General features: G+C 74.3%; 21 protein-coding genes. 7 read left to right on the top strand and 14 right to left on the bottom strand.

Annotated elements, in window-relative coordinates; translation table 11 throughout:
• The first annotated feature begins 124 nt into the window (after positions 1–124).
• On the top strand, positions 125–4432 hold the full coding sequence (locus ABZ495_RS14155) for a LamG-like jellyroll fold domain-containing protein (RefSeq protein ID WP_359835912.1): 4308 nt from the start codon (positions 125–127) through the stop codon (positions 4430–4432).
• A gap of 137 nt (positions 4433–4569) precedes the next feature.
• On the opposite strand, the gene ABZ495_RS14150 is transcribed toward ABZ495_RS14155, so the two are convergent.
• Positions 4570–5961 carry a pyridoxal-dependent decarboxylase gene (locus ABZ495_RS14150; protein WP_359835909.1) on the bottom strand — a complete coding sequence of 464 codons (1392 nt, stop codon included), beginning with the start codon at positions 5959–5961 and terminating at the stop codon, positions 4570–4572.
• A gap of 1034 nt (positions 5962–6995) precedes the next feature.
• Here ABZ495_RS14150 and ABZ495_RS14145 point away from each other — a divergent pair.
• Positions 6996–7373: a hypothetical protein gene (locus ABZ495_RS14145; RefSeq protein WP_359812394.1), complete on the top strand. Its 378-nt coding sequence runs from the start codon at positions 6996–6998 to the stop codon at positions 7371–7373.
• 274 nt (positions 7374–7647) lie between these two features.
• Positions 7648–8886: a YncE family protein gene (locus ABZ495_RS14140; protein WP_359835907.1), complete on the top strand. Its 1239-nt coding sequence runs from the start codon at positions 7648–7650 to the stop codon at positions 8884–8886.
• Between the two features lie 110 nt (positions 8887–8996).
• On the opposite strand, the gene ABZ495_RS14135 is transcribed toward ABZ495_RS14140, so the two are convergent.
• From ABZ495_RS14135 to ABZ495_RS14120, 4 genes are all read right to left on the bottom strand, one after another.
• The gene (locus ABZ495_RS14135; RefSeq protein ID WP_359835905.1) at positions 8997–10316 is read right to left on the bottom strand and encodes an MFS transporter; all 1320 of its coding nucleotides are present in this window, start codon (positions 10314–10316) and stop codon (positions 8997–8999) included.
• A 42-nt stretch (positions 10317–10358) separates the two neighbouring features.
• Positions 10359–12506 (bottom strand): PEP/pyruvate-binding domain-containing protein, encoded by a 2148-nt coding sequence (locus ABZ495_RS14130; protein ID WP_359835903.1) that lies wholly within the window; start codon positions 12504–12506, stop codon positions 10359–10361.
• Positions 12503–13906: an ATP-grasp domain-containing protein gene (locus tag ABZ495_RS14125; protein WP_359835901.1), complete on the bottom strand. Its 1404-nt coding sequence runs from the start codon at positions 13904–13906 to the stop codon at positions 12503–12505. Before ABZ495_RS14125 ends, ABZ495_RS14130 begins: the two co-directional genes overlap by 4 nt.
• Before the next feature lie 924 nt (positions 13907–14830).
• On the bottom strand, positions 14831–14995 hold the full coding sequence (locus tag ABZ495_RS14120) for a hypothetical protein (protein ID WP_359812146.1): 165 nt from the start codon (positions 14993–14995) through the stop codon (positions 14831–14833).
• A gap of 231 nt (positions 14996–15226) precedes the next feature.
• Between ABZ495_RS14120 and ABZ495_RS14115 the strand changes: the two genes are divergently transcribed.
• Positions 15227–15958, top strand: a complete 732-nt coding sequence (locus ABZ495_RS14115) for a helix-turn-helix domain-containing protein (protein WP_359812144.1) — start codon at positions 15227–15229, stop codon at positions 15956–15958.
• 32 nt (positions 15959–15990) lie between these two features.
• Positions 15991–16473, top strand: coding sequence for a DUF3291 domain-containing protein (locus tag ABZ495_RS14110; RefSeq protein ID WP_359812141.1), 483 nt, complete (start codon positions 15991–15993; stop codon positions 16471–16473).
• Positions 16474–16564: 91 nt separating this feature from the next.
• Here the strand turns inward: ABZ495_RS14110 and ABZ495_RS14105 are convergent, their stop codons facing one another.
• Entirely contained in the window at positions 16565–16978 is a 414-nt protein-coding gene (locus tag ABZ495_RS14105) for a RidA family protein (RefSeq protein WP_329485206.1), read from the bottom strand.
• Between the two features lie 73 nt (positions 16979–17051).
• Between ABZ495_RS14105 and ABZ495_RS14100 the strand changes: the two genes are divergently transcribed.
• Positions 17052–17945 carry a LysR family transcriptional regulator gene (locus ABZ495_RS14100; RefSeq protein ID WP_359835899.1) on the top strand — a complete coding sequence of 298 codons (894 nt, stop codon included), beginning with the start codon at positions 17052–17054 and terminating at the stop codon, positions 17943–17945.
• Between the two features lie 142 nt (positions 17946–18087).
• Here the strand turns inward: ABZ495_RS14100 and ABZ495_RS14095 are convergent, their stop codons facing one another.
• From ABZ495_RS14095 to ABZ495_RS14070, 6 genes are all read right to left on the bottom strand, one after another.
• Positions 18088–18387: a hypothetical protein gene (locus tag ABZ495_RS14095; RefSeq protein ID WP_359806803.1), complete on the bottom strand. Its 300-nt coding sequence runs from the start codon at positions 18385–18387 to the stop codon at positions 18088–18090.
• Positions 18388–18590: 203 nt separating this feature from the next.
• Positions 18591–19445: a glutathione S-transferase C-terminal domain-containing protein gene (locus ABZ495_RS14090; RefSeq protein WP_359806800.1), complete on the bottom strand. Its 855-nt coding sequence runs from the start codon at positions 19443–19445 to the stop codon at positions 18591–18593.
• 103 nt (positions 19446–19548) lie between these two features.
• On the bottom strand, positions 19549–19671 hold the full coding sequence (locus tag ABZ495_RS14085) for a hypothetical protein (protein WP_359806798.1): 123 nt from the start codon (positions 19669–19671) through the stop codon (positions 19549–19551).
• Between the two features lie 318 nt (positions 19672–19989).
• Positions 19990–21009, bottom strand: a complete 1020-nt coding sequence (locus ABZ495_RS14080; RefSeq protein ID WP_352297020.1) for an LLM class flavin-dependent oxidoreductase — start codon at positions 21007–21009, stop codon at positions 19990–19992.
• A gap of 269 nt (positions 21010–21278) precedes the next feature.
• Complete coding sequence (locus tag ABZ495_RS14075) at positions 21279–21632, bottom strand: beta/gamma crystallin domain-containing protein (protein WP_329485212.1); 354 nt, start codon at positions 21630–21632, stop codon at positions 21279–21281.
• Positions 21633–21960: 328 nt separating this feature from the next.
• On the bottom strand, positions 21961–22683 hold the full coding sequence (locus ABZ495_RS14070) for a TetR family transcriptional regulator (protein WP_359835896.1): 723 nt from the start codon (positions 22681–22683) through the stop codon (positions 21961–21963).
• 131 nt (positions 22684–22814) lie between these two features.
• On the opposite strand from ABZ495_RS14070, the gene ABZ495_RS14065 reads away from it, so the two are divergent.
• The gene (locus ABZ495_RS14065) at positions 22815–23978 is read left to right on the top strand and encodes an NAD(P)/FAD-dependent oxidoreductase (RefSeq protein WP_359806791.1); all 1164 of its coding nucleotides are present in this window, start codon (positions 22815–22817) and stop codon (positions 23976–23978) included.
• Positions 23979–24251: 273 nt separating this feature from the next.
• Here the strand turns inward: ABZ495_RS14065 and ABZ495_RS14060 are convergent, their stop codons facing one another.
• Together ABZ495_RS14060 and ABZ495_RS14055 are read right to left on the bottom strand one after the other, a co-directional pair.
• Positions 24252–24911: a response regulator transcription factor gene (locus tag ABZ495_RS14060; RefSeq protein WP_359835894.1), complete on the bottom strand. Its 660-nt coding sequence runs from the start codon at positions 24909–24911 to the stop codon at positions 24252–24254.
• Positions 24908–26197 carry a histidine kinase gene (locus ABZ495_RS14055; RefSeq protein WP_359835892.1) on the bottom strand — a complete coding sequence of 430 codons (1290 nt, stop codon included), beginning with the start codon at positions 26195–26197 and terminating at the stop codon, positions 24908–24910. The genes ABZ495_RS14060 and ABZ495_RS14055 overlap by 4 nt, the downstream gene beginning before the upstream one ends.
• Between the last annotated feature and the right edge of the window lie 111 nt (positions 26198–26308).

The raw sequence follows: 26308 nt of genomic DNA, 5'->3' as shown, positions 1-26308 counted from the left end.
GGCGCCAGGGGTGAGTAAAGACCGCAATTCCGACACGTGGCGGGGGGCCACGGGGGTCCGTTCTGTGACGAGGAACACAACGGCGCCCGGGTTCGTCCGCCTCCGGTCCCTGAAAGGGCGATCCATGGGGGAGCACCTCCGCGTCCGGAGAAATCCGGCGCGCACACTGACACGCCGTCTGGCGCTGTCGGCGGCCGTCACCGGCCTGCTGCTCGGCAGTGCCGGACCGGCGCTCGCGGACGATCCGGCCACCGGATCCGCGAGCACGACGACGGGCCCGGCCGCCGACTCGCCGCTGGCGGCCGCCAAGGCCGAGGCCGCGCGCACCGGCCGGCCGGTGACCGTCGACAGCCTCACCACCGAGACCTCGCGGACCGTCGCCAACGCCGACGGCACCTTCACCGCCACCACCCACCTGCAGCCCGCCCGGGTGCGCGAGGACGGCCACTGGAGGGACGTCGACGCCACGCTGACCAGGAACGGCGACGGGACCCTCTCCCCCGCGGCCACCCCCTCCGCGCTGGCCCTCTCCGGCGGGGGCGACGGGCCACTGGCCACCCTCACCGACCCGGACGGGCGACGGCTCTCCTACACCCTCCCGTTCCCGCTCCCCGCTCCCGTGGTGGACGGCAGCACCGCGCGCTACGACGGCGTCCTGCCGGGCGTCGACCTCAAGGTCACCAGCACCGACCAGGGCGGTTTCCACGAGGTCCTGATCGTGCGCGACGCCGCCGCGGCCGCCAACCCCGCGCTCGCCTCGCTCAAGCTGACCACCTCCGTCGGCGGAGGCCTGTCGCTGACGGCCGACCAGGACGGCCGGGTCGCGGTCACCGCGCCCGACGGCAGCGCGGTCTTCCGTTCGCCGACCCCGCTGATGTGGGACTCGGCGACGACCGCCCCGGCCGGGGCCGCCGCGGACCCGGCCCCGGCCGCGAAGGCGGCGCCGAAGACCGCACCGAAGACCGCACCGCAAGCCGCACCGCAGGCGGAGGCCCCCGCGGACGGCGCCCCCGCCACGGCATCGACTCCCGAGGAACCGGGCAGCTCCGCCCAGGTCAAGCGGATCGCGGTGACCCATGCGGCCGACACCCTGACGCTGGTCCCCGACGCCGGCCTGCTCCGCGGCGCCGACACCGTCTGGCCGCTGTACATCGACCCGTACACCAGCCCGATCACCAGCAAGAAGAGCCACTTCGTCACCGTCAAGGAGGGCTGCGCGAGCCAGAGCCCTTACGACGACGCGCAGGACAACGGCGAGGGCGTCGGCTACCAGCGCTGGCAGGACTGCTTCGGCCTGAACCGCGCCTACTACGAGCTGAACATCGCCGGCCTCGACAAGAAGATGGTGATCTCCAAGTCGGTGGTCCACCTGACCTCGACCTACGGCGCCTCCTTCGACTGCGACAACGAGACCGGCGTCCGGCTCGCGACGGTGACCCCGATCAGCGGCTCCACCAGCTGGAACAACCAGCCGGACATCACCGGCGACGGCTACATCGGCGGCACCCAGCAGGTCAAGAGCTCCAACATCAGCCAGAAGTGCGGCAACCACGACGTCAACTTCGACGTGACCGGCCAGATCAGGAAGCTCTCCGGGGTCAAGGACAGCTGGACCTTCGGGCTCTGGGGCAACGAGTCCAAGTCGACGAGCAACAACGACTTCGTCCGCTTCGCCAACAACCCCTACCTGACCACGGTGTTCGACATCGCCCCGGAGACGCCGGACACCCTGGGCACCACCCCGGCCACCCGCGCCCCCGCGAGCAACGGCTGCGCCGGCGCGGCCGACGGCTGGATCGGGCAGTCCGGCCTGGCCGGGGACGCCTCCGACATCACCCTCAACGCCCACCTCACCACCGACATGAGCGGGGTCAACCTGCGCGCCCGGTACGAGGTCTGGGACACCAAGACGGCGGCCGCCGACGGCGGCTCGGCCGACAAGGGCGCCCCGGTCAGCAGCTGGGTCAGCAACGGCGGCACCACCCGGGTCAACATCGGCTTCAAGGTCGCGGACGGCCACCAGTACGGGTGGCACGTCAAGGCCGAGGACGGCACCCTGGCGAGCGGCTGGACCGCCAACTGCTACTTCAAGACCGACCTGAGCGCGCCGAGCATCCCGTCCTTCACCGACTCCCCGGTCTTCCCGCCGCTCGGCGGCGACAAGGCGCCCACCGGCCACGCCGGGGACACCGGCGTCAAGATCACGGTGACCTCAAACGACCCGACGCCCACCGGCTGCACCCGCGGCAGCTGCGTCAGCAGCGGCATCGACCGCTTCGAGTACTCGCTGGACGCCAACATCCCGGCCAACGGCGCCGCGGCGGTCAACGCCGTTCCCACCACCGGCGGCAGCGCCACCGGCGACGTCCCGATCGTGCTGAGCGCCGCCCAGTGGGGCGCCCACACCCTGTTCGTCCGGGCCGTCGACAACGCCGGCAACACCCAGGGCACCGTCGGCCAGTACAGCTTCTTCGCGCCCTGGAACCCGGCCACCAAGGTGACCGCCGGCGACGCCGACGGCGACGCGGTGCCCGACCTGCTCGCCCCGACCACCGACGGCGACCTCGTCCTGGTCCGCGGCAACGCCGACCCGGCCGGACCGCCCGTCAGCGCCTCCGCCAAGGCCCAGAGCCCGGACGGCACGGGGTGGGACAACTACCTGGTCGCCCACCGGGGCACCGCCACCGGCACCAACGTCGACGACCTGTTCGCCTACTCCAGGGCGACCCACGAGCTGTACCTCTACCAGAACGACGCCGTGACCCCCGGCGGCGTCACCGGGCACTTCACGCTCACCCAGAACGTGATCCCGATCCGCAACTCCTCCTCCTGCCCGGCCAAGGGCTCGGACGGCACCTGGAAGAACGTCACCCAGCTGCTCGCCCCCGGCAAGCTCGCCCAGTTCGCCGACGCTCCCGACCTGGTCACCGTCGACAAGGGCGAACTCTGGTACTACCCGGGGACGTTCCAGGCCGGCTGCAACCTCGGGGCCGGCGTCCGGATCGGCACCGGCGACTGGTCCGGCACCACGCTGCTCGCCCCCGGCACCGTGGGCGGCGTGCCGACCCTGTGGGCCCGGGACAACGCCACCGGCGCGGTCAGCAGCTTCCCCCTGACCTTCGACGCCGGCCTGCCGACCACGAAGATCGCCGCGCCGACCCACGCCCCGCTGGTCTCCGGCGTGCTGGACACCGCCAACAAGAACCTCTGCCTGGACATCGCCGGCGGCAGGACCGTCAACGGCACCGCGGCCCAGATGTACACCTGCAACGGCACCGACGCGCAGCAGTTCGCGCTCGGCGCCGACGGCAGCATCCACGCGCTCGGCAAGTGCCTGGACGTGCAGAAGGGCGAGACCGCCAACAACACCCTCGTGCAGCTCTACCAGTGCAACAACACCGGCGCCCAGCAGTGGGCCCCCGGACCGTACCCCGGCACGCTGAAGAACCCGCAGTCCGGCCGCTGCCTGGCCGACCCGGCGAGCAACCGCAACCCGCGCACCCAGGTGATCATCTACGACTGCATGAACATCGCCGACCAGAAGTGGGCCGCCACCACCGGCAACGTGCTGCCCGCCGCGCAGAAGGTGCTGCCGCTCGGCGTCGGCGACCGGGACGCCCCGACCGTCGCCTCCCCGGGTGACGTGCAGGGCACCGGGTACCCGGCGCTCTACGCCGGCTCCCGTTCCGGCCGGCTGACCGAGTACCCCGGCGCGGCACCGGCCGGCGGCCTGGCCCAGTTCGGGAACCCGGTCGGCATCGGCAACGTCCGCCAGCCCTCGGCCTGGTGGAAGCTGGACGGCACCGCGGACAGCATCCGCCCGACCGGTGCGCTCACCCTCAACGGCGGCGCCGCCCTCGGCACCGACCCGGCCCGCGGCGGCGTCCTGAACCTGAACGGCTCCACCGCGTACGCGGCGGCCGCCGGTCCGGCGGTGGACACCAGCCGCAGCTACACGGTGTCCGCCTGGGTGCGGCTCACCAGCCTCACCGCCAACTCCACCTTCGTCTCGCAGTCCGGCACCAGCGCCAACGCCCTCCAGCTCTACTACTCCAGCGGCGCCCACGCGTTCGCCTTCGGCCACGCCCACGCCGACGACACCGCCGGCGCCTTCACCAGCGCCTACGGGCCCACCACCGGCGCCCTCGCCCCGAAGACCAACACCTGGTACCACCTGGTGGGCGTCTACGACGCGGACTCCGCCGACCTGCGCCTCTACGTCGACGGCTCGCTCGCGGGCACCGCCGAGTACGCGGGCACGGTCTGGAACGCGACCGGTCCGCTGCAGCTCGGCCGCCGCCTCTACATGGGCGCCTACGGCGAGTACGCCGCCGGCCAGATCGCCGACGTCCAGCTCTTCCCCGAGGCCCTCACCCCGATCGGCGTCTCCTCCCTCGACGGCAGGCGCCCCGTCCCCACCCAGCTGAGCTGAGGCATCCGCCCCTCCGGCGCCCGCGGCCCGTCCACCCCACCCGGGTGGACGGGCCGCGGGCTTCCGGGGCGTCTGGGGTGTCGGGGGCGTCGGGTATCGGGGTGCGGACCACCGGCGCCGACACCGACCGCGGCCGGTCAGCTCGCGCCGGCCGCCGCGCGCAGCGCCGCCAGGACGCGGTCGGTGTCGGTCGCGGTGGTGCGCCAGTTGCTGAAGGCGGCGCGGACCGCGGGCACCCCGTCGTACACCGTCGCTGTCAGGAACGCCTCCCCGGAGGCCGCGACGCGGCGCAGCAGGGCGTCGACGTCCTGCTGCGCGGGCCGCCCGGCGAGGGTGAAGCAGACCACGTTGAGGCGCACCGGCGCGAGCAGCCGGAAGGCCGGATCCGCGGCGAGGGACGCGCCCAGCCGGGCCGCCTCGGCGCAGTTGCGCTCCACGATCTCCCGGTGGCCCGCCCGGCCGTAGGCGGTGAGCGCGAACCAGGCCGGCAGGGCCCGCAGCCGCCTGGAGTTCTCCGGGGCCAGGTGCACCGGGTCCGGGTCGCCGGTCGGGGCGCCGAGGTACGGCGAGGCGTTGTGGAAGGCGGCCACCTGGAGGTCCCGGCGGCGGGTGAACTGCACGGCCGCGTCGTACGGGACGTTCAGCCACTTGTGCAGGTCCACGCAGACCGAGTCGGCCGCGTCCAGACCGTCGACCAGGTGCGCGTGGGCCGGCGAGAGCGCCGCGAAGGCGCCGAACGCGGCGTCGACGTGCAGCCAGAACGGGTACCGCTCGCGCAGCGCGGCGATCGCCCGCAGGTCGTCGAAGTCGACGGTGTTGACCGTGCCGGCGTTGGCGACCACCACGGCCGGACGCCCGTCCAGTGCCGCGAGTTCGTCGGCGAGCGCGGCCACGTCGACCGCCTCCCGCCCGTCCAGCGTCCGCACCTGCCGCAGGGCGCTCCGGCCGAGTCCGAGCACCGACAGCGCCTTCCCGATGCTCGAATGCGCGGCGCCGGACAGGACGTCGACCGGCCCGAGGGCGGCGAGGCCGTCCTGGGTGACGCTGACGCCGCGCCGCTCGCCCACCCACTCACGGGCGACGGCGAGGCCGACGAGGTTCGAGGTCGTCGCGCCGCTGACGAAGACGCCCGCGTGGGCCTCGCCGAGGCCGAAGAGGCCGCGGAGCCAGCCGATGGTCTCCTGTTCCAGGTCGGCCGCGGCCGAGCCGGTCCGGTTGCTGACGTTCTGGTCGAAGGCGGCCGTCAGCCAGTCGCCGGCGAGCGCGGCCGGGGTCGCCCCGCCCGTGACGAAGCCGAGGTAACGGGGGCCGGCGCTGCCGCTGAACCCCGGCTCCCAGCGCTGGACGAACAGCTTCAGCGCGCCGTCGGTACCGCTCCCCTCGTCGGGCAGCGGCTCCACGGGCCCGGGCGCGCCGGGCGTCACCACCGGCCGGTCCGCGAGGCCCGCGAGCACGTGCGCGGCGCGATCGCCGACCGCGTCGAGGAGTTCGGGCAGTCGGGCGAGGTCTTCACCGAGGCGAGGATGCATGCGGACAGCCTAGGCTCGGGCCCGGCCGGGGCCAACGGCCCCCGGGGCGGGACGCGGCCCGCGGGCCGGGGGACGGCCGCGAGCTTCTGCAGGTGCCGCCGGCGAGGCCCGACTCCCCCGCCAGGGCGCGTACTTCAGGGGCGCCGTCACCTGCGGCTCTACCCGCCGGTGAGCGGAGCCGTCCAGCGCCCCGGGGCCCTGCCCTCAGGGCTCACCGGCCGGGCCCACACGTCCAGCGGCGTCGCACCGGGTAGGGCGGGCGCCCGCCGCGACGCGGCGCCGGGCAGACGGTTTCCGAACTCGTCCGCGGTACAGGGGTTTGCCGCATGCGATCGGGGTCAGAAGTGCCGCGGGGCGTCGCGCCTCCCGATCGGGGCCATCCCCCCCCGGACCGGTCGGGACCGCGCGCGACGCCCGTGCGGTTCCCAGGGTCCGCCGCCACCCCCCTCCCGGCGGCGGACCTGGGCCCGCTCCCCATCTCCGTCGTACGCCGGGCGTGACCCTTGGGTCGGCGGCCGCCGACACCCCCGTGCCCCGTCGTACAGCTGAACCCGCCTCAGCGGCCCACCACGGCCGGGGCGGCGCCGTGAGGGCCTCGGCGGGAGCGGCCGGTTTCACCCATCCTCTACAGTCCTGTAGATTTTGGCTGGCAGCGGGCCGAACCGGCCCGGCCGGGGCGCGACCTGGTGGCGACACCGACGCGCCCGTGCCGACGCAGTGCCGATCGAGTGCTCCGGGGGAAGCGACCGTGGTCCCACCGCTCAGGCTCCGCCCGGAGGGCCGAGTCGGTGGCGGGCACGTCCTGGCCCGGGGTGACGGTCGGCGCACGCGGATCGGCAGCCGGGACCACCGCGGCCGTGACGGAGCGCGAACTCCGCGGCCGGCGTCGGCGGCGCGGGTGGGCGCCGCCGCCCGGGTGGCGGCGCCTCCCTGACGACGTGCCACCGCGCGCTGTCCGGACGCCCGCCTCTGACGGAGCGTGCCCAGGCCGAGAGCCGCGCCCGCAGGACACCATGGAAACAGCAGGAGGAACAGTGAAGTCGCGCATCATCGCGAGAGTCGTCCCCGCCCTCGTTCTGGCAGGCCTGATGCTGGGCTCGCCGGGCGTCGCCGCGGCCGCGCCGGCCGCGGTCCACGCGGCCGGGTCCGTCGCCCGGCCCGCGGAGTCCGGCATCGACCGGGCGGGGGCCGGAGCGGCGCCCGCCGTCGCGCAGCCGGTCGAGAACCGCTCGGCCCGGGCCGCCGCGCTCGCGGCCGACGACAAGAAGGAGAAGAAGAAGGGCGGCTTCTTCAAGAAGCTCGGCATAGCCGTCCTCGTCGTCATCCTGTTGATCGTGCTGTTCGCCGTCGGGCTCGTCGTCGCGATCGTCTTCGCGATCCGCGCCATCTTCCGCCGCCGCCGGGAGGCGTGAGCACCGGCCCGGGTGCCGGGGGCGGGCGGCCGTGCGGCCCCGGCCCGGGCCAGGACGAGTGCGCCGGGCCACCGCCGGCGGGCGGTGGCCCTCCCCCAATTGGTGCGCGCAGACGTCTTGGCAGAAGGAGGGGGCCTTCCCTACCGTCGAGTAACGCAATCGACCGACGCCCACCCCCCACTCTGCGCGTCTGCGCGAAGGAGCGGCGATGTCCCCGCACGCGTTATCGTCCGACGCCCGCCCGTCCCGCCGGTCCCGGCCCGTCAGGGCCGCCGTGGGCGCCCTCGCGGCCGCCCTCGTCCTGCCCCTCGCCGCCGTCGCCCCGGCCGCCGCGACGGCCGGGCCGGCCCCCGGGCAGGTGCGCGCCCTGCGCGAGGTGATGTTCGTCGGCAACAACTGGGACGGCACCGCGGACGTCATCCGCTCCACCGGTGACCTGGCCAGGATCGGCCGTGTCAACGTCGTCCCCGACAAGGACCAGCGGCTCACCGAGATCTACCTCAACCCCGTCAAACTCGCCTACTTCCTGGGCATCCGGCTGGGCCCGGGCGAGGGCCACGACCAGTTCGTCGACGACATGTACTCCACCCCGGACGGGTCCGCCGTGGTCGTCTCGCGCCCGAGCTTCGCCGACGTCGTCTCCATCGACCTCGCCACCGGGCGGATCAACTGGCGCTTTCCCGTGTCGGGCTACCGCTCGGACCACATGGCGCTCTCCCCGGACGGCACCCGCGTGGCGGTCTCCGCCTCCACCTCCAACACGGTCCATGTGCTGGACGTCCGCACCGGCGCGCAACTCGGCTCGTTCGCGACCGGGGACAAGCCCCACGAGAACCTCTTCACCGACGGCGGGCGGCGGATCTGGAACATGTCGATCGGCGAGGTCAACACCGCCCTCGACGCGCCGTGGCTGGACTGGACGAAGGGCGACCGCCGGATCACCGTGGTCGACGCCGACACGTTCGCGCCGGTCAGGGTCATCGACATGCGGGAGCGGCTGGACGCCGCCGGCCGCTCGGACCTCTCCGACGCGATCCGCCCGGCGGCGTTCACCCCGGACGGGTCGACGCTCTACTTCCAGGTGTCCTTCTTCAACGGCCTGGTCGAGTACGACGTCGCCGCCGACCGGATCACCCGGGTCAAGACCCTGCCGAAGAACCCCGCGACCAGCGAGGACCGCACCACCTGGGTCAACGACTCGCGCCACCACGGCCTGTCGATGAGCCCGGCCGGTGACAAGCTCTGTGTCGCCGGCACCATGGACGACTACGCGACCGTGGTCGACCGGGCCACGCTCCAGGAGGGCCCGCTGGTGCCCGCCTCGAAACCGTACTGGGCCACCGTGAGCGGCGACGGCACGGCCTGCGTGATCTCCGAGAGCGGCGCCGACCAGGTCACCGCGATCGACTTCGCGACCGGACGGAAGACCGTCTCCGTACCGGTCGGCGACCACCCGCAGCGGGTGCGCCTCGGCCACGTGCCGGCCGACTGGACCGGCCCCTCGGGGGCGTGACCCGGGCCGACCGGGCGACCGGACGTCCGGTCGGCCCCGCCGCCGCCCCCGCCGCCCGTTCGCCGCCCGTTCGCCGCACGGACACTGCCGGGACGGGCGCGGTGGAGCGGCTACCGGGACAGCGCCCGGTCCGACGGGGTGCCGGTGTCCGCTCCCGGACCGGGGCGGCGCCGGACCAGCCGCAGCGCCACCGCGACGGCGCCCAGCAGGACGCAGGTGCCCAGGGCGGCGTGCAGGAGCAGCGCGTCGAGCCGGTCCGCCGCCAGGTAGGCGCCGACGGCGAGCGCCACCAGGGCGCACACCCCGCGGTCGATGATCGACTCCAGGGACAGCAGGGTCGCCCGGTAGGGGGTCGGCGGGATGGCCGCGTTGATCAGGTAGCGCTGGACCGGGTAGGCGAGGCCGGTGGCGGCGGCGAACACGCACAGCCACGCGATGGTCGCCGCCGCACCGGACAGGGCGGTGGCGGCCAGCGATCCGGCCATCACGAGGCTCAGCACGGTCACGGCCGCGGTGTCCGAGAGCCTGGCCCGGATCCAGCCGGGCCGGGAGGAGCCCAGCGCCTCGGCCACCGTCATCGCGGAGAGCACCGCGCCGTGGTCGGCGACCGGGACGGCCCTGGCCAGCAGCAGCGGCTGGAACAGGTTGACCTGGCAGATCCGGGCCAGGGTGAAGATCGCCACGCCCTGGACCATCAGCGGTCCCAGGGCCCGGGAGGTCCGCAGCACCTTCCACGCCTGACGCACCGAGTCCAGGAACCCGCCGCCGGGCACGGCCGCGGCCGGCGCGCCGTTCCGGGCGCCCGCCCCGGCCGGCGGAGGCGCCGAGGGCGGCGGGGGCAGCGCCGGCAACGCGGCGGCGCAGGCCAGGGAGCCGAGGGTGCAGGCGGCGGTCAGCAGGTAGGGCGCCTGGTGGACCGTACTCATCAGCACGCCCACCAGCGGCCAGCAGGCGATCTTCGCCCAGAGGCCGAGGGCCCGCGCGGTGCCCTCCGCCTGCACGTAGCGCTCTCCGGCGCCCTCGGCGTGCAGGTACTCGTAGAGGTAGGCGCTGGAGGCACCGGAGACCAGGGAGCGGGCGGCGGCGATCGCCAGGAAGTGCAGCAGGAAGCCGGTCGCGGAGGGCAGCGCCACCGGCACCAGGTTGGCGGCCGTCATCACCGCGGCCCCGAGCCGCAGGCAGGTCCGCTGCCCGATCCGGTCGGCGATGAAGCCGGTGGGGACCTCCAACAGGCAGAAGGCGACGTAGTAGACGCTCTGGATGCCGAAGATCTGGCTGTCCGACAGGCCGGCCTGCCGCTGGTACTCGTAGAAGACCGGCATCCACCACAGCAGGTTGAACAGCAGTTGGAAGCCGTTGTTCAGGCGGACCACCCGGCGGACCCCGGGCGGGGCGGCGGGACCGCGCTTGGCTCGGCCGAGCAGGGACACGGGCTTGCCTTCCTTCGCGTCGGGGGGGGTTCCGCGGGCCGCTCAGCCGTTGTAGGGGCGCAGTTGCAGCAGGTGGACCCGGCCGCCGGGGGCCAGCAGCCACTCCACGTCGAGGGGTGCGGCGAAGGTGTAGTCGGCGGCGAAGTGGGACTGGAGCAGGCGTCCGGCCAGGGCGAGCCGGCCGAGGTGTGCCCGGGTCTCGGCGTCGAGGTCCTCGGCGGCGGCGCCGAGCGAGAGCGTCCGGCCGCCGCCCTCCACGGTGTTGTAGAGGTACTGCAGCGGCAGCGCGGTGCCGTCGACCACCGCCGAGGTCGAGCCGGGCGCGCAGTTGAGGTAGACGTTGCGGAAGTCCGCCCGGTTGGTGGGGTTGCAGGTGACCATCACCCCACCGAGCGGGGACGGCTCGTAGCGCTGGACGATCACCCCCATGAACGTGTCGTCCAGGGAGATGCCGGCCTCGTGGCGCAGCCGGACGCTGCGCGGCGACAGCAGCGAGGCCCACACCTGGCGGATCGCGTCGAGCAGGCCCGGCAGGTCGGTGACCTTGGTGTGCGACTCGTAGATGCCCGCGGCGGAGAAGCCCGGCAGGTCCTCGGCGTTGGAGGAGGAGCGCACCGCCAGCCGCCCGGCGCCGGCGAGGTGGCGCACCGCGTGCGCGTCCAGCGCCCGCACCAGGTCGTCGGGGACGGGGGTGGCCACGATGAGGTGCTGGAGCTGGACGCAGACCGAGTCGACCGCGTCCATCGCGCCGAGTTCGAGCGCCATCTTCAGCTTGCCGATGCTCTGCTGCACGGCCCGGGAGGAGTCCAGGAAGCGCTGCTGGACGGCGAACGGCACCGCGATCCCCTCGGGCGCGCTGACGTGCCGGGACAGGAAGTCCGCCGCCGCCTGGACGAGGTCGGCGTCCGCGGCCACCCCCAGCCGCCCGGCCAGGTGGCCCAGCAGGTCGGGTCGCGGCGCGCGGGGCACCGAGTAGTAGCCGGTCAGCCGGGCCGATCCGTGGCGCAGCACGTGGTGGAGTTCGCCCAGGTTGGCCGCCTTGGTGCCGTAGCCGCGGCGGTCCCCGGCGCGCAGCCGGGAGAGCGGCACGATCGGTACGTCCTCCACCCGGGGAGCGTCGATCCGGATGCGCTGGGTGTGCCAGACCGGCTGGGTGAGGTCGGCCGGCTCCTCGGCCCGCTCGATGGTGACGCCGTCGGCACTGACCTCGTAGCGGACCCAGCCGCCGTCCAGGTCGTCGGCGGCGATCCGGTCGAGGGCGCCGCGCACGATGGCGTTGGGTATCCCCCAGCCGGCGGCCAGCATGTTGGTGTGCGACAGCGGAGTGGTGGGCAGGGCGTTGACCAGGCCGGCCAGCCGGGGGATGTCGTCGGGGACGACCGGCATGGCCACGATGTCGTACCAGGTGAGGTCCGCCCGGGCGGCGCGGTACGCGTCCGCGTCGGCGAAGGCGCGCAGCCGGCCGGTGGCCGAGCCCAGGGTGAGCGGGACGAAGGGCCGCGCGGCGAGCAGCGCGTCCGAGCCGGTCCGGGGCAGGACGCTCTCGGGCACGGCCGCCAGGGCGTTCTCCTGCGCGTGGTTGGCCGGCTTCACCAGCAGGGCGAGGGACTGGTCGAGGTGCTCGCGGACGAAGCGGTGGAACTCGGTGAGCAGGTCGGCGCCCATGGTGTCCGCCTCGGTGGTCTCCAGGACCATGAACGGCTCGGTCGACCGGCTGGGCTGGTCGGCCTGGCTGGGCCGGTTCGCCTGGTCGCCGGCGTGCAGGGAGAGCACGCCGAGCAGGAAGCGCCGGTCCGGGTCCTGGTAGACGCTCCGGTTGAAGCCGTCGAGGTCGGCGTCGAGCTCCTCCAGGGTCAGGCCCTCGATCGTGGTGGCGATGTAGTCGACGTGGAACGGGTGCACGGCGCTGTCGAGGATGTGCCACAGCGCCTTGTGCCGGTCGACGACGACCTTGACGTAGGGATGGCCGCCGAGCGTGCCGCAGAGCCGTTCGAAGAGCGGCATGGTGAGACGCGCGCCGATCACCGCACCGGTCTCGGTGCCGGTGTCCGTGTCGCTCTCCGTGCCGAGCATCGCGTCGGTCTCCGTGCCGAGCGGCGCGCCGTCCGGCGCCGCGTTCGTGGCCTCGTTCGGCGCCGCGTTCGTCTGCGGGTCGGCGGCGCCCGCCGACGCGCCGGGGTGGGCGGTCACCGGCTCGCTCCGGTCGTCAGGTGGCCGGTCAGTGCCTTGGGCAACGCCTCGATGATCCGGGTGCAGTCCGCCACCAGGACGTCCGCCGACCTTGCGGTCAGGAAGCACAGGGCAGCCATGGTGTTGGCGCCCTCGGCCCGCTCGTACGCGGGCATCGGGGTGCCGGCGGGCAGGCTGCGTTCCCGGACCGGTTCGATCGTGGAGCCGGGGCTGAGCAGGTCCGTCCAGTCCACGGCGTCGAAGTCCCAGCGCGGCTGCTCGCTCCAGGGCTCGCCCGCGCGGTCGGCGGCGAGGATCACCAGCGAGCCGGCGGCCCCGGCGGCCCCGCTGCCCCCGGCGCCGGTGAGCATGGCGCCGGTGAGCATGGCGGGCGGGTAGGCGACGGGCCGCCCGAGCAGTTCGCGCGTCAGCATGCCGATCATGTCGAGTCCGAAGACGGCCTCCACCTGCCGGGTCGTCATCACGCCCCCGAACCGGGCGGCGGTCTCGATCAGCCACATGTCCCGTCCGCCGGGGGCGAGTTTGATCTCGGTGTGGGTGGCGCAGGTGTCCAGACCGAGCGCGTCCACGGCGGCCCGGGAGGCCGCCTCGATCCGGCGCTGGAGGGGCTCGGACAGGTCCGCCGGAGCGATGCTCGCGCGCTCGGTGAAGGGCGGGACGGTCGGCAGCCGGCCGGTGAGGCACAGCGGGTGGTAGACGCCGCCGGCGACGATGCCCTCCACGCTGACGTAGTCGCCCCAGCCCGGATCGGCGAACCAGCCCCGGGTGCCGCCGGTGACGATCTCCTCCAGCAGGAAGTCGCTCACCCCCTCGTCGGCGGCGTGCAGTTCGGCGTATCCCTCCTCGGCGGAGGAGGCCATCACGGACCGGCCGAGCCGCCAGGCGCGGCCCGCCTCCCGGGCGTCGCGCACGGTGAGGTGCGCGGTCGATCCGGCGCTCCACGCGGCCTTCAGCAGCAGCGGCGGGGTCAGCCGTCGGAACGCCTCGTCGATGTCGGCGGCGCCGTGGATCTCGGCGAAGCCCGGGACGGGTACGCCGGCGTCACGCCAGATCCGCCGCATCAGGCGCTTGTCGCGGGCCGCCGCGACGTGCTCCCCCGGGCCGGCCAGCCCGAGGCGGCGGCAGGCGAGGGCCACGGCCACCACCGCGTACTCGGAGAACGTCAGCACGGCCCGCGCCGCGACGCGTTCGGCGTGGTCGGCGATCAGCTCGACCAGCGCCGTCCCGCCCGAGGGCGGCGCCTCGGTGACCGACGCGCAGGCCGGCCGCCAGGTGTCCGCCGTGACCTGCGGCAGTGGCGCGAGCGCCAGCAGATGGACCTCGCCGTGCGCCGCCATGCGCGGGACCGCGTACTCCAGGGGCGGACCGCCCCTCGCATGCACGAACAGGATGCTGCTCATCTCGCTCCTCGGGGTTGGGCGGACAGGGACGTTGCCTGTCGTGTCGGGTGCCCGGTGGCCGGCCCGTCCTCGGGCGCCCGGACCACGGCGGGGGCGCGGCGCCCCGGTGCGGCGTGCACCGCACCGGAGGACGGATGCCCGGTTGTACCGTTGCCGACAGCAGCAGCTGACCGGCCGTCACGTGCTTTCGGCCTGACGTCGGCAGCGCATCTCCGCCTCGGGCCGGGCCTGTCTCTATCCTCAGCAGCCATGCTTGTCATGCACCAATCGGACTGGACCCCGACCGAGACTTTCCGCCACCCGGCACAGGCCACCGGCACCGGGCCCGCTCGGCAGCCCGACCCCGCCCGGACACGCCCGCACGATCGGGGCCGCGCCCGCACCCGCCGGGCGCCGCACTCCGCTCCCCGCGCCGACCACGACCGGCGAAGTCGCGAGCGGGCGGCACCGGAGAAGCGCCGGTACGCGGCGGCGGCGCCCGTTTAGGCCTCGGACCGCTGGGCCCGCCCCCGCCCGCCGTGGCCGCGGCGGAGCCAGGTGGCGGGCCGGTTCGACGCCCGGCGCGGGATCCTCCACCGGCATCGTGCGGGGCCGTCGGACGCCGGCCCCCACCAGCCCGTGCCGCCCGCCTCGCCGCAGCCGACGATGGCCGGAATCGTCTCCCGCCCGTGGTGGGTCGGGCACCGCTCGGCCCGGCGGCTGCCGGCCCGCCGTCCCGGGAAGGGCGTGGCGCTCCTCTCCGCAGGCGAGCGGCTCGACCTCCGCGCCACCCTCAGCAGGGCCGCCGGGACGCCCCCCGCCGACCGCGCTGCTGCTCGGCCCGCCAGCGCACGAAGCGGGGCGGGACCTCGCCCCAGGTGACGACGGCAGCGATGGGCCCCCTACGGGGTGGTCTCCGGGGGGCTCACCCCATCGCCGAGACCGTCAGTCGTCCAAGGGACGCTCGTGCCTCCAGTCCAGGCAGCCCGGCATCAGAAAGCACGCGTAGAGGACCTGGAGGACCACCAGCAGCACGGCCGGCCAGGACCCGAACATGAGCCCGACCAGCAGCGGGAGGGCACTGGGCACCAGCGCGACGACGGCTCCCACCCCACCACCCCGGCCCGCTCTCGGCGCCACCGCCAGAAGGAGCACGAGGGTGGGGAACGTCACCAGGCAAGCCACGATGGACAGCGGCCACACGTACGTCGCGAAGTCCGCCCGCACGAACCCGTCCCGGCCCCGTCCTCCCGGCAACGACCCGAGCGCGGGTCAAGCCGAGCAGCCCGGCCACCAAACGACCCTTCTATCTCCGATCCACGTTGTTCCTAGAATGGCGGGGTGAACGACATCGATGCGATCGCACTGTTGCAGGATCCGGTGCGGCGACGCCTGTACGAGTACGTGGTGGCGCAGGGCCGCGAGGTCGGCCGCAACGAGGCCGCCGAGGCGGCCGGGGTGGCGCGCACTCTCGCCGCGCACCATCTGGACCGGCTGACCGAGGCCGGGCTACTGGAGAGCGGCAGCCGTCGGCTGTCGGGCCGCTCGGGGCCGGGGGCGGGCCGTCCGGCCAAGGTGTACACGCGGGCGCCGGGCGAGCGCTCGGTGTCCCTGCCCGCCCGTGACTACCGGACCGTCGCCGAGCTGCTCGCGGAGGCCGCCGAGCAGGCCGGGCTGGATTCCGGGCTGTACGCGGCCGCGCGCCGCCGGGGGGAGGCGCTGCGCGGCTCGGCGGAACCCTGCGGCGGTCTCGCGGAGGCCATGGAGTTGCTGGCCGCGCGCGGGTACGAGCCGCGTCTGGACACCCCCGGGGAGGACCGGGGTACCGAGGGCGACGACGCCGCCGACGGCGTCGAGGAGGCGACCGGGGCGGCGGCCGAAGCGGGGGTGGTCCGCATGCGCAACTGTCCCTTCCACGCGGTCTCCGAGCGCTTTCCGCCCCTCGTCTGCGGCATGAACCTGGCCCTCCTGGAAGGGCTGCTCGGAGTGGACGGCCCCGTCCGCGCCCGGATGGACGCCCGGCCCGGGGACTGCTGCGTGATCGTCGAGCCTTCTAAAACCAATACTGATTGACATAGAAAAGCGAGCCGTGCTGGGATGAGGCCATGACCTCCTCCACGCACGCCCTCCACCTGGCCCAGCTCAATGTCGCCACCCTCCGGCACCCCCTCGACGACCCCCGCACCGCACCGTTCGTCGAGCTGCTCGAACCGATCAACACCGCCGCCGACGGTGCGCCAGGCTTCGTGTGGCGGCTCACCGAGGACGGCGAGGCCGACGCGACCGGACTGCGCCCGGCGGGCGAGAACGTCATCGTCAACCTGTCGGTGTGGGAGAGCCAGGAAGCCCTCTGGGACTTCACCTACCGCAGTGGCCACCTGGACGCGACACGACGGCGGCGCGAATGGTTCCACCGGCACGCCGAGGCACACCTGGTGCTCTGGTGGATCCCCGCCGGTCACCTCCCCACCGTCGGCGAGGCCTTGGCGCGACTGACCGACCTGCGGGAGCACGGTCCGTCTCCCCGCGCCTTCACCTTCGCGTCCTCGTTCACGCCCACCGAGGCCGCCCCGCAGCCCGCGCCGTGACACCGGCTCCGCAGCCCGCGCCAAGACACCGGCTCCGCCCTCGACGACGGTCGGCGGCCGGGCCACCCGGTCCGGGGCGCCGCCTGCCGGGTCAGTCAACGGCGGAGACGGTACCCGGCCCTGCGGGCCGGCGTGCGTCGACCTCGATCTCGATCTTCATCCGGGGGTCGGAGAGGCCGCATTCGAGCATCGTCGCGGCCGGTCGCACCGCCCCGAAGGTGCGGCGCAGGGCGGGCCAGCACGGCGGGAAGTCCTCGCGATCGGGCAGGAGGTACCTGACCCGGACGACGTCCGCGAAGGTGCAACCCGCCTGTGCCAGTGCCTCCGCGATGTTGCGCAGGCACTGCTCCGCCTGCTCCACCACGTCGTCGGAGATGGTCATGGTCGGGTAGTCGAACCCGGTCGTCCCCGACACGTGCACCCGGTCGCCGTCCACCACCGCCCGGGCGTAGCCGATCTCTTCTTCGAAGGTGGAACCGCTCAGGATCGCGCGTCGCTCTGTCATGCAGCGAAAGCTAGGCAACCAGCGGGTGATATGTCCAATAGCACGGAAACCCTCGTGTGATATCTCTGGCGGTATGGATCGCCCGGAACTCGGACTGCACCAACTCCACGCCTTCGCCGTGCTCGCCGAGGAACTCCACTTCGGACGCGCGGCGGAGCGGCTGGGCATCGCACAACCGCCGCTCAGTCAGCAGATCCGCCGTCTGGAGGCGAAGGTCGGGCACCCGCTGTTCACCCGGGCGCCGGGCCGGGTCGCGCTCACCCCGGCAGGACAGGAGCTCCTGCCGGCCGCGCGGCACGCGCTCGACGAGGTCGCCGCCGCACTGAGCGCGGCGCGGGCCGTAGCCGCCGGCGAGGCCGGTCGCATCCGGATCGGCTTCTCCGGATCACTCGCGCTGAGTGTCCTGCCGGGCCTGCTGCGCGCCTACCACGACCGGTACCCCGCGGTGGAGATGGAGATCCGGGAGATGACCACGGCGGTGCAGCTGACCGCCCTGCACGAGCAGGTGATCGACCTCGGGCTCCTGCGGGAGCCGCCGGACGAGCCGGGGCTGCTGAACGAGGTGATCCTGTCCGAGGAGTTCGTCGCCGTCCTGCCGCGGTCCCACCCCCTCGCGGCCCGACGCGTGGTCCCCGTCGAGGCGCTGGCGGGCGAGCCGTTCGTGCTGCTGCCCCGCAGCGCCGGACCGACCGTGCTCGACCGGATCCTCCACCTGTGCCGCGACGCGGGATTCGAGCCGCGCCTCGGACAGCAGGCGGTGGAGTGGCAGACGGTCTCCGCGCTCGTGGAGGCGGGGCTCGGCGTCTCGCTCGCCCCGGCGAGCATCCGCCGGATCCGGCTGAAAGGCGTCGCGTACCGCCGGATCGAGCCGAACACCACACGCACCACCGTCGCGATGACCTGGCGGCGCGACGACCGGAATCCCCTGGTCGCGCGGTTCCTGGAGGAAGCCCGTCGCGAACCCTGAACCCGTTCGGTGGGCAGGTGGCGGCACGCTCCGGCTGGGGGCCGGCGGGTGGTCGGGGCGGCCGGGCCGGGCACGGTCCGGCCGCCCCGGCGGGCGGCGCCGTACGAGCTCGGCGCCGCCGGGGTGCACGTGTCAGGAATCGCTATGCCGCACCGGTGATCCCGGGCGCGACGTACCGGCGGTGGAGCGGGGCGAAGGACACCTCCGGAGCCCCGCTGATCCCGGCCGTCGCGATCGCGGGGGTGAGGCGCTGGGCCATGAACGCCTCGAACGCCTCCCGGGACTCCCACACATCGGTCACGTGGAGACCCCGCGCGTCGAACCAGGCCACATGCAGCTGTCCCCCGGCCCCGGGGACCTGCTCCCAGTCCACGGCGTCCCGCACCGTGTCGTACTGCTCCGGCGTCGCGTCGGCCCAGAGCATCGACATCACCACGGCCATGACCACTCCTCCTTCATCGGCGTCCAGGTATCCACCCCGACCAGCCAACCCCCGGCCGCCACCACGCGCACGCCGTGACAGCCGACCGGACCAGCCGCCTCTCCGGCATCGACGGGAACGAGGCGGGCGACGGGGCGCGGCCGGAGCAACGAGCTACCGGCACAGGCAGGGGCTCGTGGTGACCTCCCGGCCGACGCCGCCGCTCAGCCGGAGTGCACCCGCCGCCGGGCGTGCTCCGCCCAGTCGACGATCTGGATCGCCGCGCCCGCGGCCTCCTCGCCCTGGCAGCGGGTGTGGTGGCGGCGGGCGATGCCGTCCAGATCGAGGTGGCGGCCGAAGGCGGGGTGTCCGGCGAGCCGCCGGGCGTGGGCCCACACCCGGGAGTGCTCGGCGATGCGATGCACGGCGGTGGCGTCCAGGTGCCAGCGGTGCACGGTGTCCAGCCGCACCAGGGTCACCCAGAGCTCCACGTCCGCGAGGGTCAGCTCCTCGCCCAGCAGGAACTCCCGGGTGGCCAGGCGGTGCTCGATCGCGGCCAGCCCGTCGAGCAGGCTCCGCAGGGCCGTCGCGCGCTCGGCCGCGGTGGCGTCGGCCCGGCCGGCGCGTTGGGCCGGGGCGTTGATGCTCCGTTCGCACAGCTCCCGGACCGCCTCGATCGCCGTGTCGAGGCCGCACGGGTGGAGGTCGGGGCCGGGGAACCGCCGGGCCAGGTCGGTGAGGATCTCGGTGGTGTCGGTGCTGACGATCCGTCCGCTCCAGCTGTCGCTGAGCACCGGCGCCACGGCCGGCCCGGGGTACTGGTGCGCGCTCGCCTCGTACAGCGGCCGCAGCGCCAGGTACCCGCCGGCGCCGTCGTCCGGCAGCGCCGGCAGCAGGGTCACCGGGAGGGTGTCGTCGAGGCCGAGCAGGCTGTGGGTGACGGCGATCTGCAGACAGTGCGGACAGGACAGCGTGAGGTGCAGCCGGTAGCGGTGCGGCACGGCGTAGTACCCGCTGCGGGCGTCGCGGCCGATCCGGCCGCGGAGGGAGGGGACGGCGGAGGAGGAGGCGTCGGACATGGGTCTCCCAGGGGTCGGGGGTGCGCGCACGCGCGTGCGACGCATCGGGTGCGGGAGGAGCGGGGAGGGCGGAACTCGGGGCGGGCGAGTGCCCGGTGGGGAATCAGACGGCGAGGGCCGCCGCGCCATGGGGAGCGGGCGCTCCTGCCAGGCTGCTGCAGACCCGCTGCAGGTCGATGTGGCGGCGGCACGTCAGCACCGGGCGCAGCCGGACAGCGTGGGCCACGCCATCGACGACCGGCTCCGCGTGCCTCACGGCTCTCCCACCCACGTTCGAGGATTCCTGCTCCGGAGTGTCATCCCGGATCCGCGCCGCGTCAAGGGCCCCGGCACCGGAGGACCGGCCGTCCCGCATGGTGGGACGCGCGTCCCGCTCCGGCCGGACCGGCGCGCCCGCAGAAGACGGAGGCTCGTAGCGAACGCCGGTGCGCCGGCCGTGGTTTCACCCCCCGGGCCCCGGCGGGGCCGCCGAGGAGCGGTGCCCGGCCGGAGCCCCCTGACTTCACGTCAGGCGCGCCGCGGGGACGGCCGCGGCAGGGGTGTCTCAGTGCGCGGGCCGCCAGCCGAGCGCGGGGCCGAGGCCGGTGGCGATGTCGGTGAGGATCTGGACGTAGTCCTCGAAGTCGAAGGAGAACGGCAGTGCGAAGACGACCTCGTCGACCTCCCGGAACCCAGCGTGGGCGTAGAGCTGCTCGGCGATCTCGGCGGACGTGCCGATCAGGTCCGGGGCGAAGAGCATCCGCGCCGGTCCCTGCGGGGCGGTGGTGCGCGGAATCCGACTCCGCACGTACGCGCGGTACTTGGCGCGCTGCTGCGCCGAGGCCCCGTCGGTGGGGATGACGACCAGCCCCTGGGAGACCCGGGCGCCGGCACCGGCGGGGTGGTGGGCGCGGAAGGCGGCGATCTGCGAGCGCTGGATCTCGGCGAAGTCCTCCGACTCCTCGGCCCGCACCACGCTGCTGGTGAGCAGGCTCAGCCCCTGCTCGCCCGCCCACCGGGCCGAGCGCAGGCTCCCGCCGCCGTACCACAGGCGGTCCGCCAGACCGGGCGCGACGGGCTGGACGCGGTCGGAGTACACCTCGATGCCCTCGGTCCCGCTGAAGTCGGTGGCCCGCTCGCCGCGGACGAAGTCCAGCAGCCGGCGCACCCGTTCGTAGCTGAAGTCCTCGGCCTCGGCGGTGTCGGGGTAGAGCGCGGGGGCGATCCGGTCGTAGTGCCCGGGACGGCCCACGCTGACACCGGGGTTGAGCCTGCCGCCGGACAGGAGGTCGACGGTCGCCAGGTCCTCGGCCAGCCGCAGGGGGTTCTCCCACCCCAGCGGGATGACCGCCGTGCCCAGGTGGATGCGGCTGGTGCGCTGGGTGGCCGCGGCCAGCACCGCGACGGGCGAGGAGATCCCGTACTGCAGGTGCCGGTGGCGCAGCCAGGCGCTGTCGAATCCCAGGCGCTCGCCGAGTTCGACGAGCCGCAGCGTCGACTCGTGCCCGTGGCGGGGATCGGCCGGGTCGAACAGGCCGATGGTCAGGAATCCCAGCTTCCGAAGCGGTTGCGAGGGCGAGGGCACCGGTTCCTCCGTCCTCCGCGACGGGCCCGGTCGGAGCTGCGCGGTTCGACTGTCACGGCCCGGATTTCGATCACCGGACGTCGGCCCCACACTCACACAAGGCCCGGCGGCGCTCAAGTGCTCCACCGGAAGCGCAATCCGGGGAAACACGCACGTGACGCGCCCGTCAAGGACCGCGCGGTCCGGGGGCGAGAGACGCCGCCCGGTCGGTTCCGCGGGGGCCGCCGCCCGCGCGCAGGGCGGCGGTCCGCCGCGGAACCGTCAACGCGTCAGAGGATCTGGATGTCCTTCACCTTCGGAGGGTTGTTGGGGAAGGTGATGTCGTGCCAGCGGTCGATCCGCACCGAGTCGCCGTTGGCGTCGTAGTAGATCAGGTCGTTGTTCCCGGTGGAGATGCGGTCGACCCACCAGTTGCCGAAGCTCGTCCTTCCGGCGTTCGCGTAGCAGTCGACGCTCTGGCGCCCGTCGAGGTGCGACCAGATCTTCAGGAAGTCCTCACCACCGACGCACTCCACGTGGTTGATGGCGTAGGCGTTGCCGCTCGGCAGGGTGATGGTGAACGCGGTGGCCGTGGCGAGTGCCACGGCCAGGGAACGCGCGAGCCTCATCTTCTTCGAAAGCACGAGCTCTCCTTGCTGGGGGAAACCGACGCATGGTGCCCGGCCCCGTCGGCGGTGTCGCGCCCTGGCCGAGCGTTGAGGTCGCCGAGGCACGGAACCGACGGGAGACCGCCCCGGGCCCCGGCCGGGGCCCGGGCCGAGGGGGTCCGGGACAGCCAACATAGCGACCGCCGTTCCCCCGTCCGGCGGATACGTTCCGGACACGAAGGACCGGGGAGGAATTTCACCCGTTCGTGGAGAGCGGCTCCCACGAGGCCGGCCGAGGAGCCGGGGATTTCCGGATCCGGAGCCAGTCGCGACGGCGCGGCACCCGGCGGCCGGACGGCCGGGGTCAGACCTCGCGCGCGGGCCCGGCCGCCGGCGGGGCCGCCGCTCGGAGCCGGGCGGTGATGCCGGTCAGGATCAGGTCGACACCGGTGAGGAACTCCTCGCGGTCGTCGTGCTCGCGCATCTGGCCGGCGACGGTGCGGACGAACGCGAACTCGTCGGGGTCGAGCTCCGCCCAGGCGGTGGAGGTGGCGGCCAGGAAGGCGGTCCGGCTCGTCGGCGGGCGGTGGGTGGCGGCCGCGACGGCGTTGGCGGCGTTCTGGTTGCTCACCCCCAGGATGTAGTGCAGCAGGGCGGACGCCGAGCCGAACAGCTCGGGTTCGGGGACGCCGAGGGCCTGGACCTGGCGGCCGAGGCCTTCCATCAGGCGCAGCAGCGGCGACGGCGAGAAGGGCCGGGCGAGCTGGGCGCCGACCCAGGGGTGGGCGTCGATCGCGTCGAAGACGCCCAGCGCCAGGGAGCGGACGGCCTGCTGCGGCGTGCTGCCGGGGGCGGCGGCGGTGAGGGCGCCGGTGAGGACGGCGGCGGTGGCCGCGCCGAGGAGCTCGTCCTTGTTCGCGATGTGCCAGTAGATCGCGCCGGGGCCGGTGGCGAGCTGCTGCGCCAGGGCGCGGAAGGTGAGACCGCCCTCGCCGGAACGGTCGAGGAGTTCGACGGCCGTCTCGACGATGCGCTCGCGGGAGAGCGGCTCGTCCCGCCGCTCGGCGCGGCGCGCGCTGGTTGCCATGCCTCCATCCTGGCACACCTGGAACACCGTTCCAGCTTGACAGGACTGGAACGGTGTTCCATTCTGGCCCTGGAACGACGTTCCACGGTTCGGCCGGGCGGAGACCGCCCGCGAGCAGAGAGGGCACCGCCATGACCACCGCACCGACCGTGCCAAACGCACCCGGCACTCCCGTCACGATCATCGGCGCCGGGCTCGGCGGGCTGGTGCTCGCCCGCGTCCTGCACGTCCACGGCATCTCCGCGACGGTCTACGAGGCCGAGCCCTCCCCGCAGGCCCGGACGCAGGGCGGCCAGCTCGACATCCACGAGCACGACGGGCAGCGCGCGCTGGCGGCGGCCGGCCTCACCGAGGAGTTCCGCGCGATCGTCCACGAGGGCGGCGAGGCCTCCCGGGTGCTCGACCGGCACGGCACGGTGCTGCTGGACGAGCCCGACGACGGCACCGGCCGGCGCCCCGAGGTGCTCCGCGGCGACCTCCGCCGGATCCTGGTCGAATCGCTGCCCGAAGGGACGGTCGTCTGGGGGCGGAAGGTCGCCGGGGCCCGGCCCCTCGGCGGCGGCCGGCACGAGGTGGCGTTCACGGACGGGTCGGCCGTGACCACCGGACTGCTCGTCGGCGCCGACGGCGCCTGGTCCCGGATCCGGCCCCTGCTCTCCGCTGCGGAGCCGGAGTACCTCGGCACGTGCTTCGTCGAGACCTACCTCTACGACGCCGACGAGCGGCACCCGGCGGCGGCCGCGGCGGTCGGCGCCGGGTCGATGTTCGCGCTCGCCCCCGGGCAGGGGATCTCCGCCCACCGGGAGGCCGAGGGAGTGCTGCACACCTACGTCCAGCTGACCCGCCCCGCCGACTGGATCGCCGGGATCGACTTCGCCGACGCCGACGCGGCCAGGGCCGCGGTGGCCGCGGAGTTCGAGGGGTGGGCCCCGCAGCTCACCGCACTGATCACCGAGGGCGAGAGCGCACCCGTCGGGCGCGCCCTGCACACACTGCCGGTCGGTCACCGCTGGGACCGCGTGCCTGGGGTGACGCTGCTCGGCGACGCCGCACACCTGGCGCCCCCGGCGGGCGAGGGCGCCAACCTCGCGATGCTCGACGGCGCCGAGCTCGGGCGGGCGATCGCCACGCACCCCGGCGACACCGAAGCGGCCCTCGCCGCGTACGAGGCTGAGCTGTTCCCCCGCAGCGCGAGCGCCGCGACGCGTGCGTCCGCGATCCTGGACCTCTGCATCGGCGACCGGGCACCGTACGGGCTGGTCGAGTTCTTCACCGGCGGCGGACCGGTGGGGTGAGCCGCCGGTCCGGCCGGAATCTCCCGCCGAACAACGTGGTCGAAGAGCTTCCCATCCCGTTCCGCTGCGGCGATGTCCGTCGCTGTCGGACGCAATCCCCGGTCATCGATCAGTTACAGCGTCCCCTCCGCAGCTGACCACCGAGCGCCGCCGGTCCCGTCGGCTCACCGTGTCGGTGTGGCGGGACGCCCGGTCGCCGGCGCGTTGGAGGCCTGAAGGGTGCCGGCCCCCGACGTGGGCGCCCGGCCGGCGCCGCCACCGGCGGCGCCGGCGTCACGCCGGGTGGATGAGGCGGCTGTCGTAGGCGAAGATCACAGCCTGGACCCGGTCGCGGAGTTCGAGCTTCTGCAGGATCCGCCCCAGATGGGACTTCACCGTCCCCTCCGCGAGGTACAGGGCGGCCGCGATCTCGCTGTTGGACAGGCCGCGGCCCACCTGGACGAGCACCTCGCGTTCACGGGCGCTGAGCCGGCTCAGCCGGTCGTCGCCGTCGGTGCCGCCGCCCGGGATGTGCGGGCGGAAGTTCTCCAGCAGGCGGCGGGTGATCCGCGGGGACACCACCGCGTCGCCCGCGGCGACGTTGCGAATCGCGGTGAGCAGTTCCTCTGGCCTGGTGTTCTTCAGCAGGAAGCCCGAGGCTCCGGCATTGAGTCCGGCGAAGGCGTATTCGTCCAGGTCGAAGGTGGTGAGGATGAGCACTCTGCTCTGCGGGGCGATCTCGACGAGCTGCCGGGTCGCCTCGATCCCGTCCGTCCCGGGCATCCGGACGTCCATCAGGACGACGTCGGGGCGCAGCTCCCGGGCGAGGCGCACCGCCCCGGCGCCGTCGGCGGCTTCGCCGACCGGTGCCATGTCGGGCTGGGCCTCCAGGACGGTGGCGAAGGCCATCCGGAGCAGGGCTTCGTCGTCGGCGATCAGGATGCGGATGGTCATACGGACGCCGCTCCGCCGCTGCCGAGGAGGAGGCGGGTACGGACTCCCCAACCGCCCTCCGGAAGAGGTCCGGCCTGCAGCGCGCCCCCGTAGGCGGCCGAGCGCTCGCGCATGCCGGGGATGCCGTGGCCGGACGGTGCGGCGGCGGGCCGTGGCCGGTGGGGGCCGCTGTCGGTGATGTCCACGGTGACGGCCTCGGTCGAGCACCGGATCCGGACCGTCGCGCGGGTGCCGGCGGGGGTGTGCTTCAGGGTGTTGGTCAAGGCTTCCTGTACCAGGCGGTAGACGGTGAGTTGCGCGGTGGCGGGGATGTGGGTGTAGCCGCCGTGGACCTCCAGGCCGGTCGGCAGCCCGGCGGCGCACATCTGGTCGGCGAGCGCCTCCAGTTGGGCGATGCCGGGCAGCGGGTGGCGCTCCGCGTCCGGCTCGTCGGTCCGCAGGATGCCGAGCGAGCGCCGCATGTCGGTCAGGGCCTGTCGGCCGGTCTCGGAGATCTGGAGCATCGCGGCGGTGGCCTTGTCGGGCGACCGGTGCTGCGCGTAGACGGCGGCGTCGGTGAGCGCGACCATGACGGACAGGTTGTGGGTGACGATGTCGTGCATCTCCCGGGTGATGCGTGTCCTCTCCTCGGCGACGGCCAGGCGCGCCTGCTGGTCCTGTTGCTGTCTCAGGCGGTCGGCCCGTTCCTCCAGGGCCGCGAGGTAGGCGCGCGTGGTCCGCACGTTCACACCGAGCACGGCGGCGGCGACGACCATCGCGGTGACCGCGACGAAGGGGGTCAGGAACGCGCCGTGCGGCGCCCAGCGCAGGCAGGCCAGCAGGGCGCCGGCCTCGACGAGGGCACCGGCGACGAGCGTCCCGCGGCGGCCCGAGTTCGCGGCCGCCGTGTAGAGCGCCACCAGCAGGGCCACGTCGGCGGGCAGTTGGATGCCCATCAGCCACTGGACGAAGGCCGCGGCCGTCACGGCGGCGAACACCGTGAGCGGGGCCCGGCGCCGCCACAGCAGGGGCAGCGCGAGGGCGGCGGTGAGGGCCACGGCCGCCGGGAACTCGTGCGACCCGTCCGTGGTCACGATGTTGAGCAGCAGGAGCGCCGGCAACAGCGAGTCCCAGACCAGGGGTGGCAGCCGGACGCCCCGGCGCCAGGCGGCGGGTACCGGTCGCGCCGCCCGCCCGGTGGCCGGGTCGGCGTGCCGCGCCGGCCGCAGGGCCGTACGCGCCCACCGCCCCCGGTCGCGGCGGCGCACCGGGTGGGTGGCGCCGGGTTCCGCGGCCGCCTCGGTCATCACACGTCCCTGTCGTTCCAGCACCGGCGTGGCCCCGGCCGGGGCCACGTCCGCGTACCGCCCGCGGCCGAGGCGGGTACGGGAAGCGTCCGCCTCGCGCCGCACGGCAGG

Origin of the sequence: Kitasatospora sp. NPDC005748, from assembly GCF_040630735.1 — a bacterium.
GTDB lineage: Bacteria > Actinomycetota > Actinomycetes > Streptomycetales > Streptomycetaceae > Kitasatospora.
This window is presented reverse-complemented; position numbering and strand designations above follow the sequence as displayed.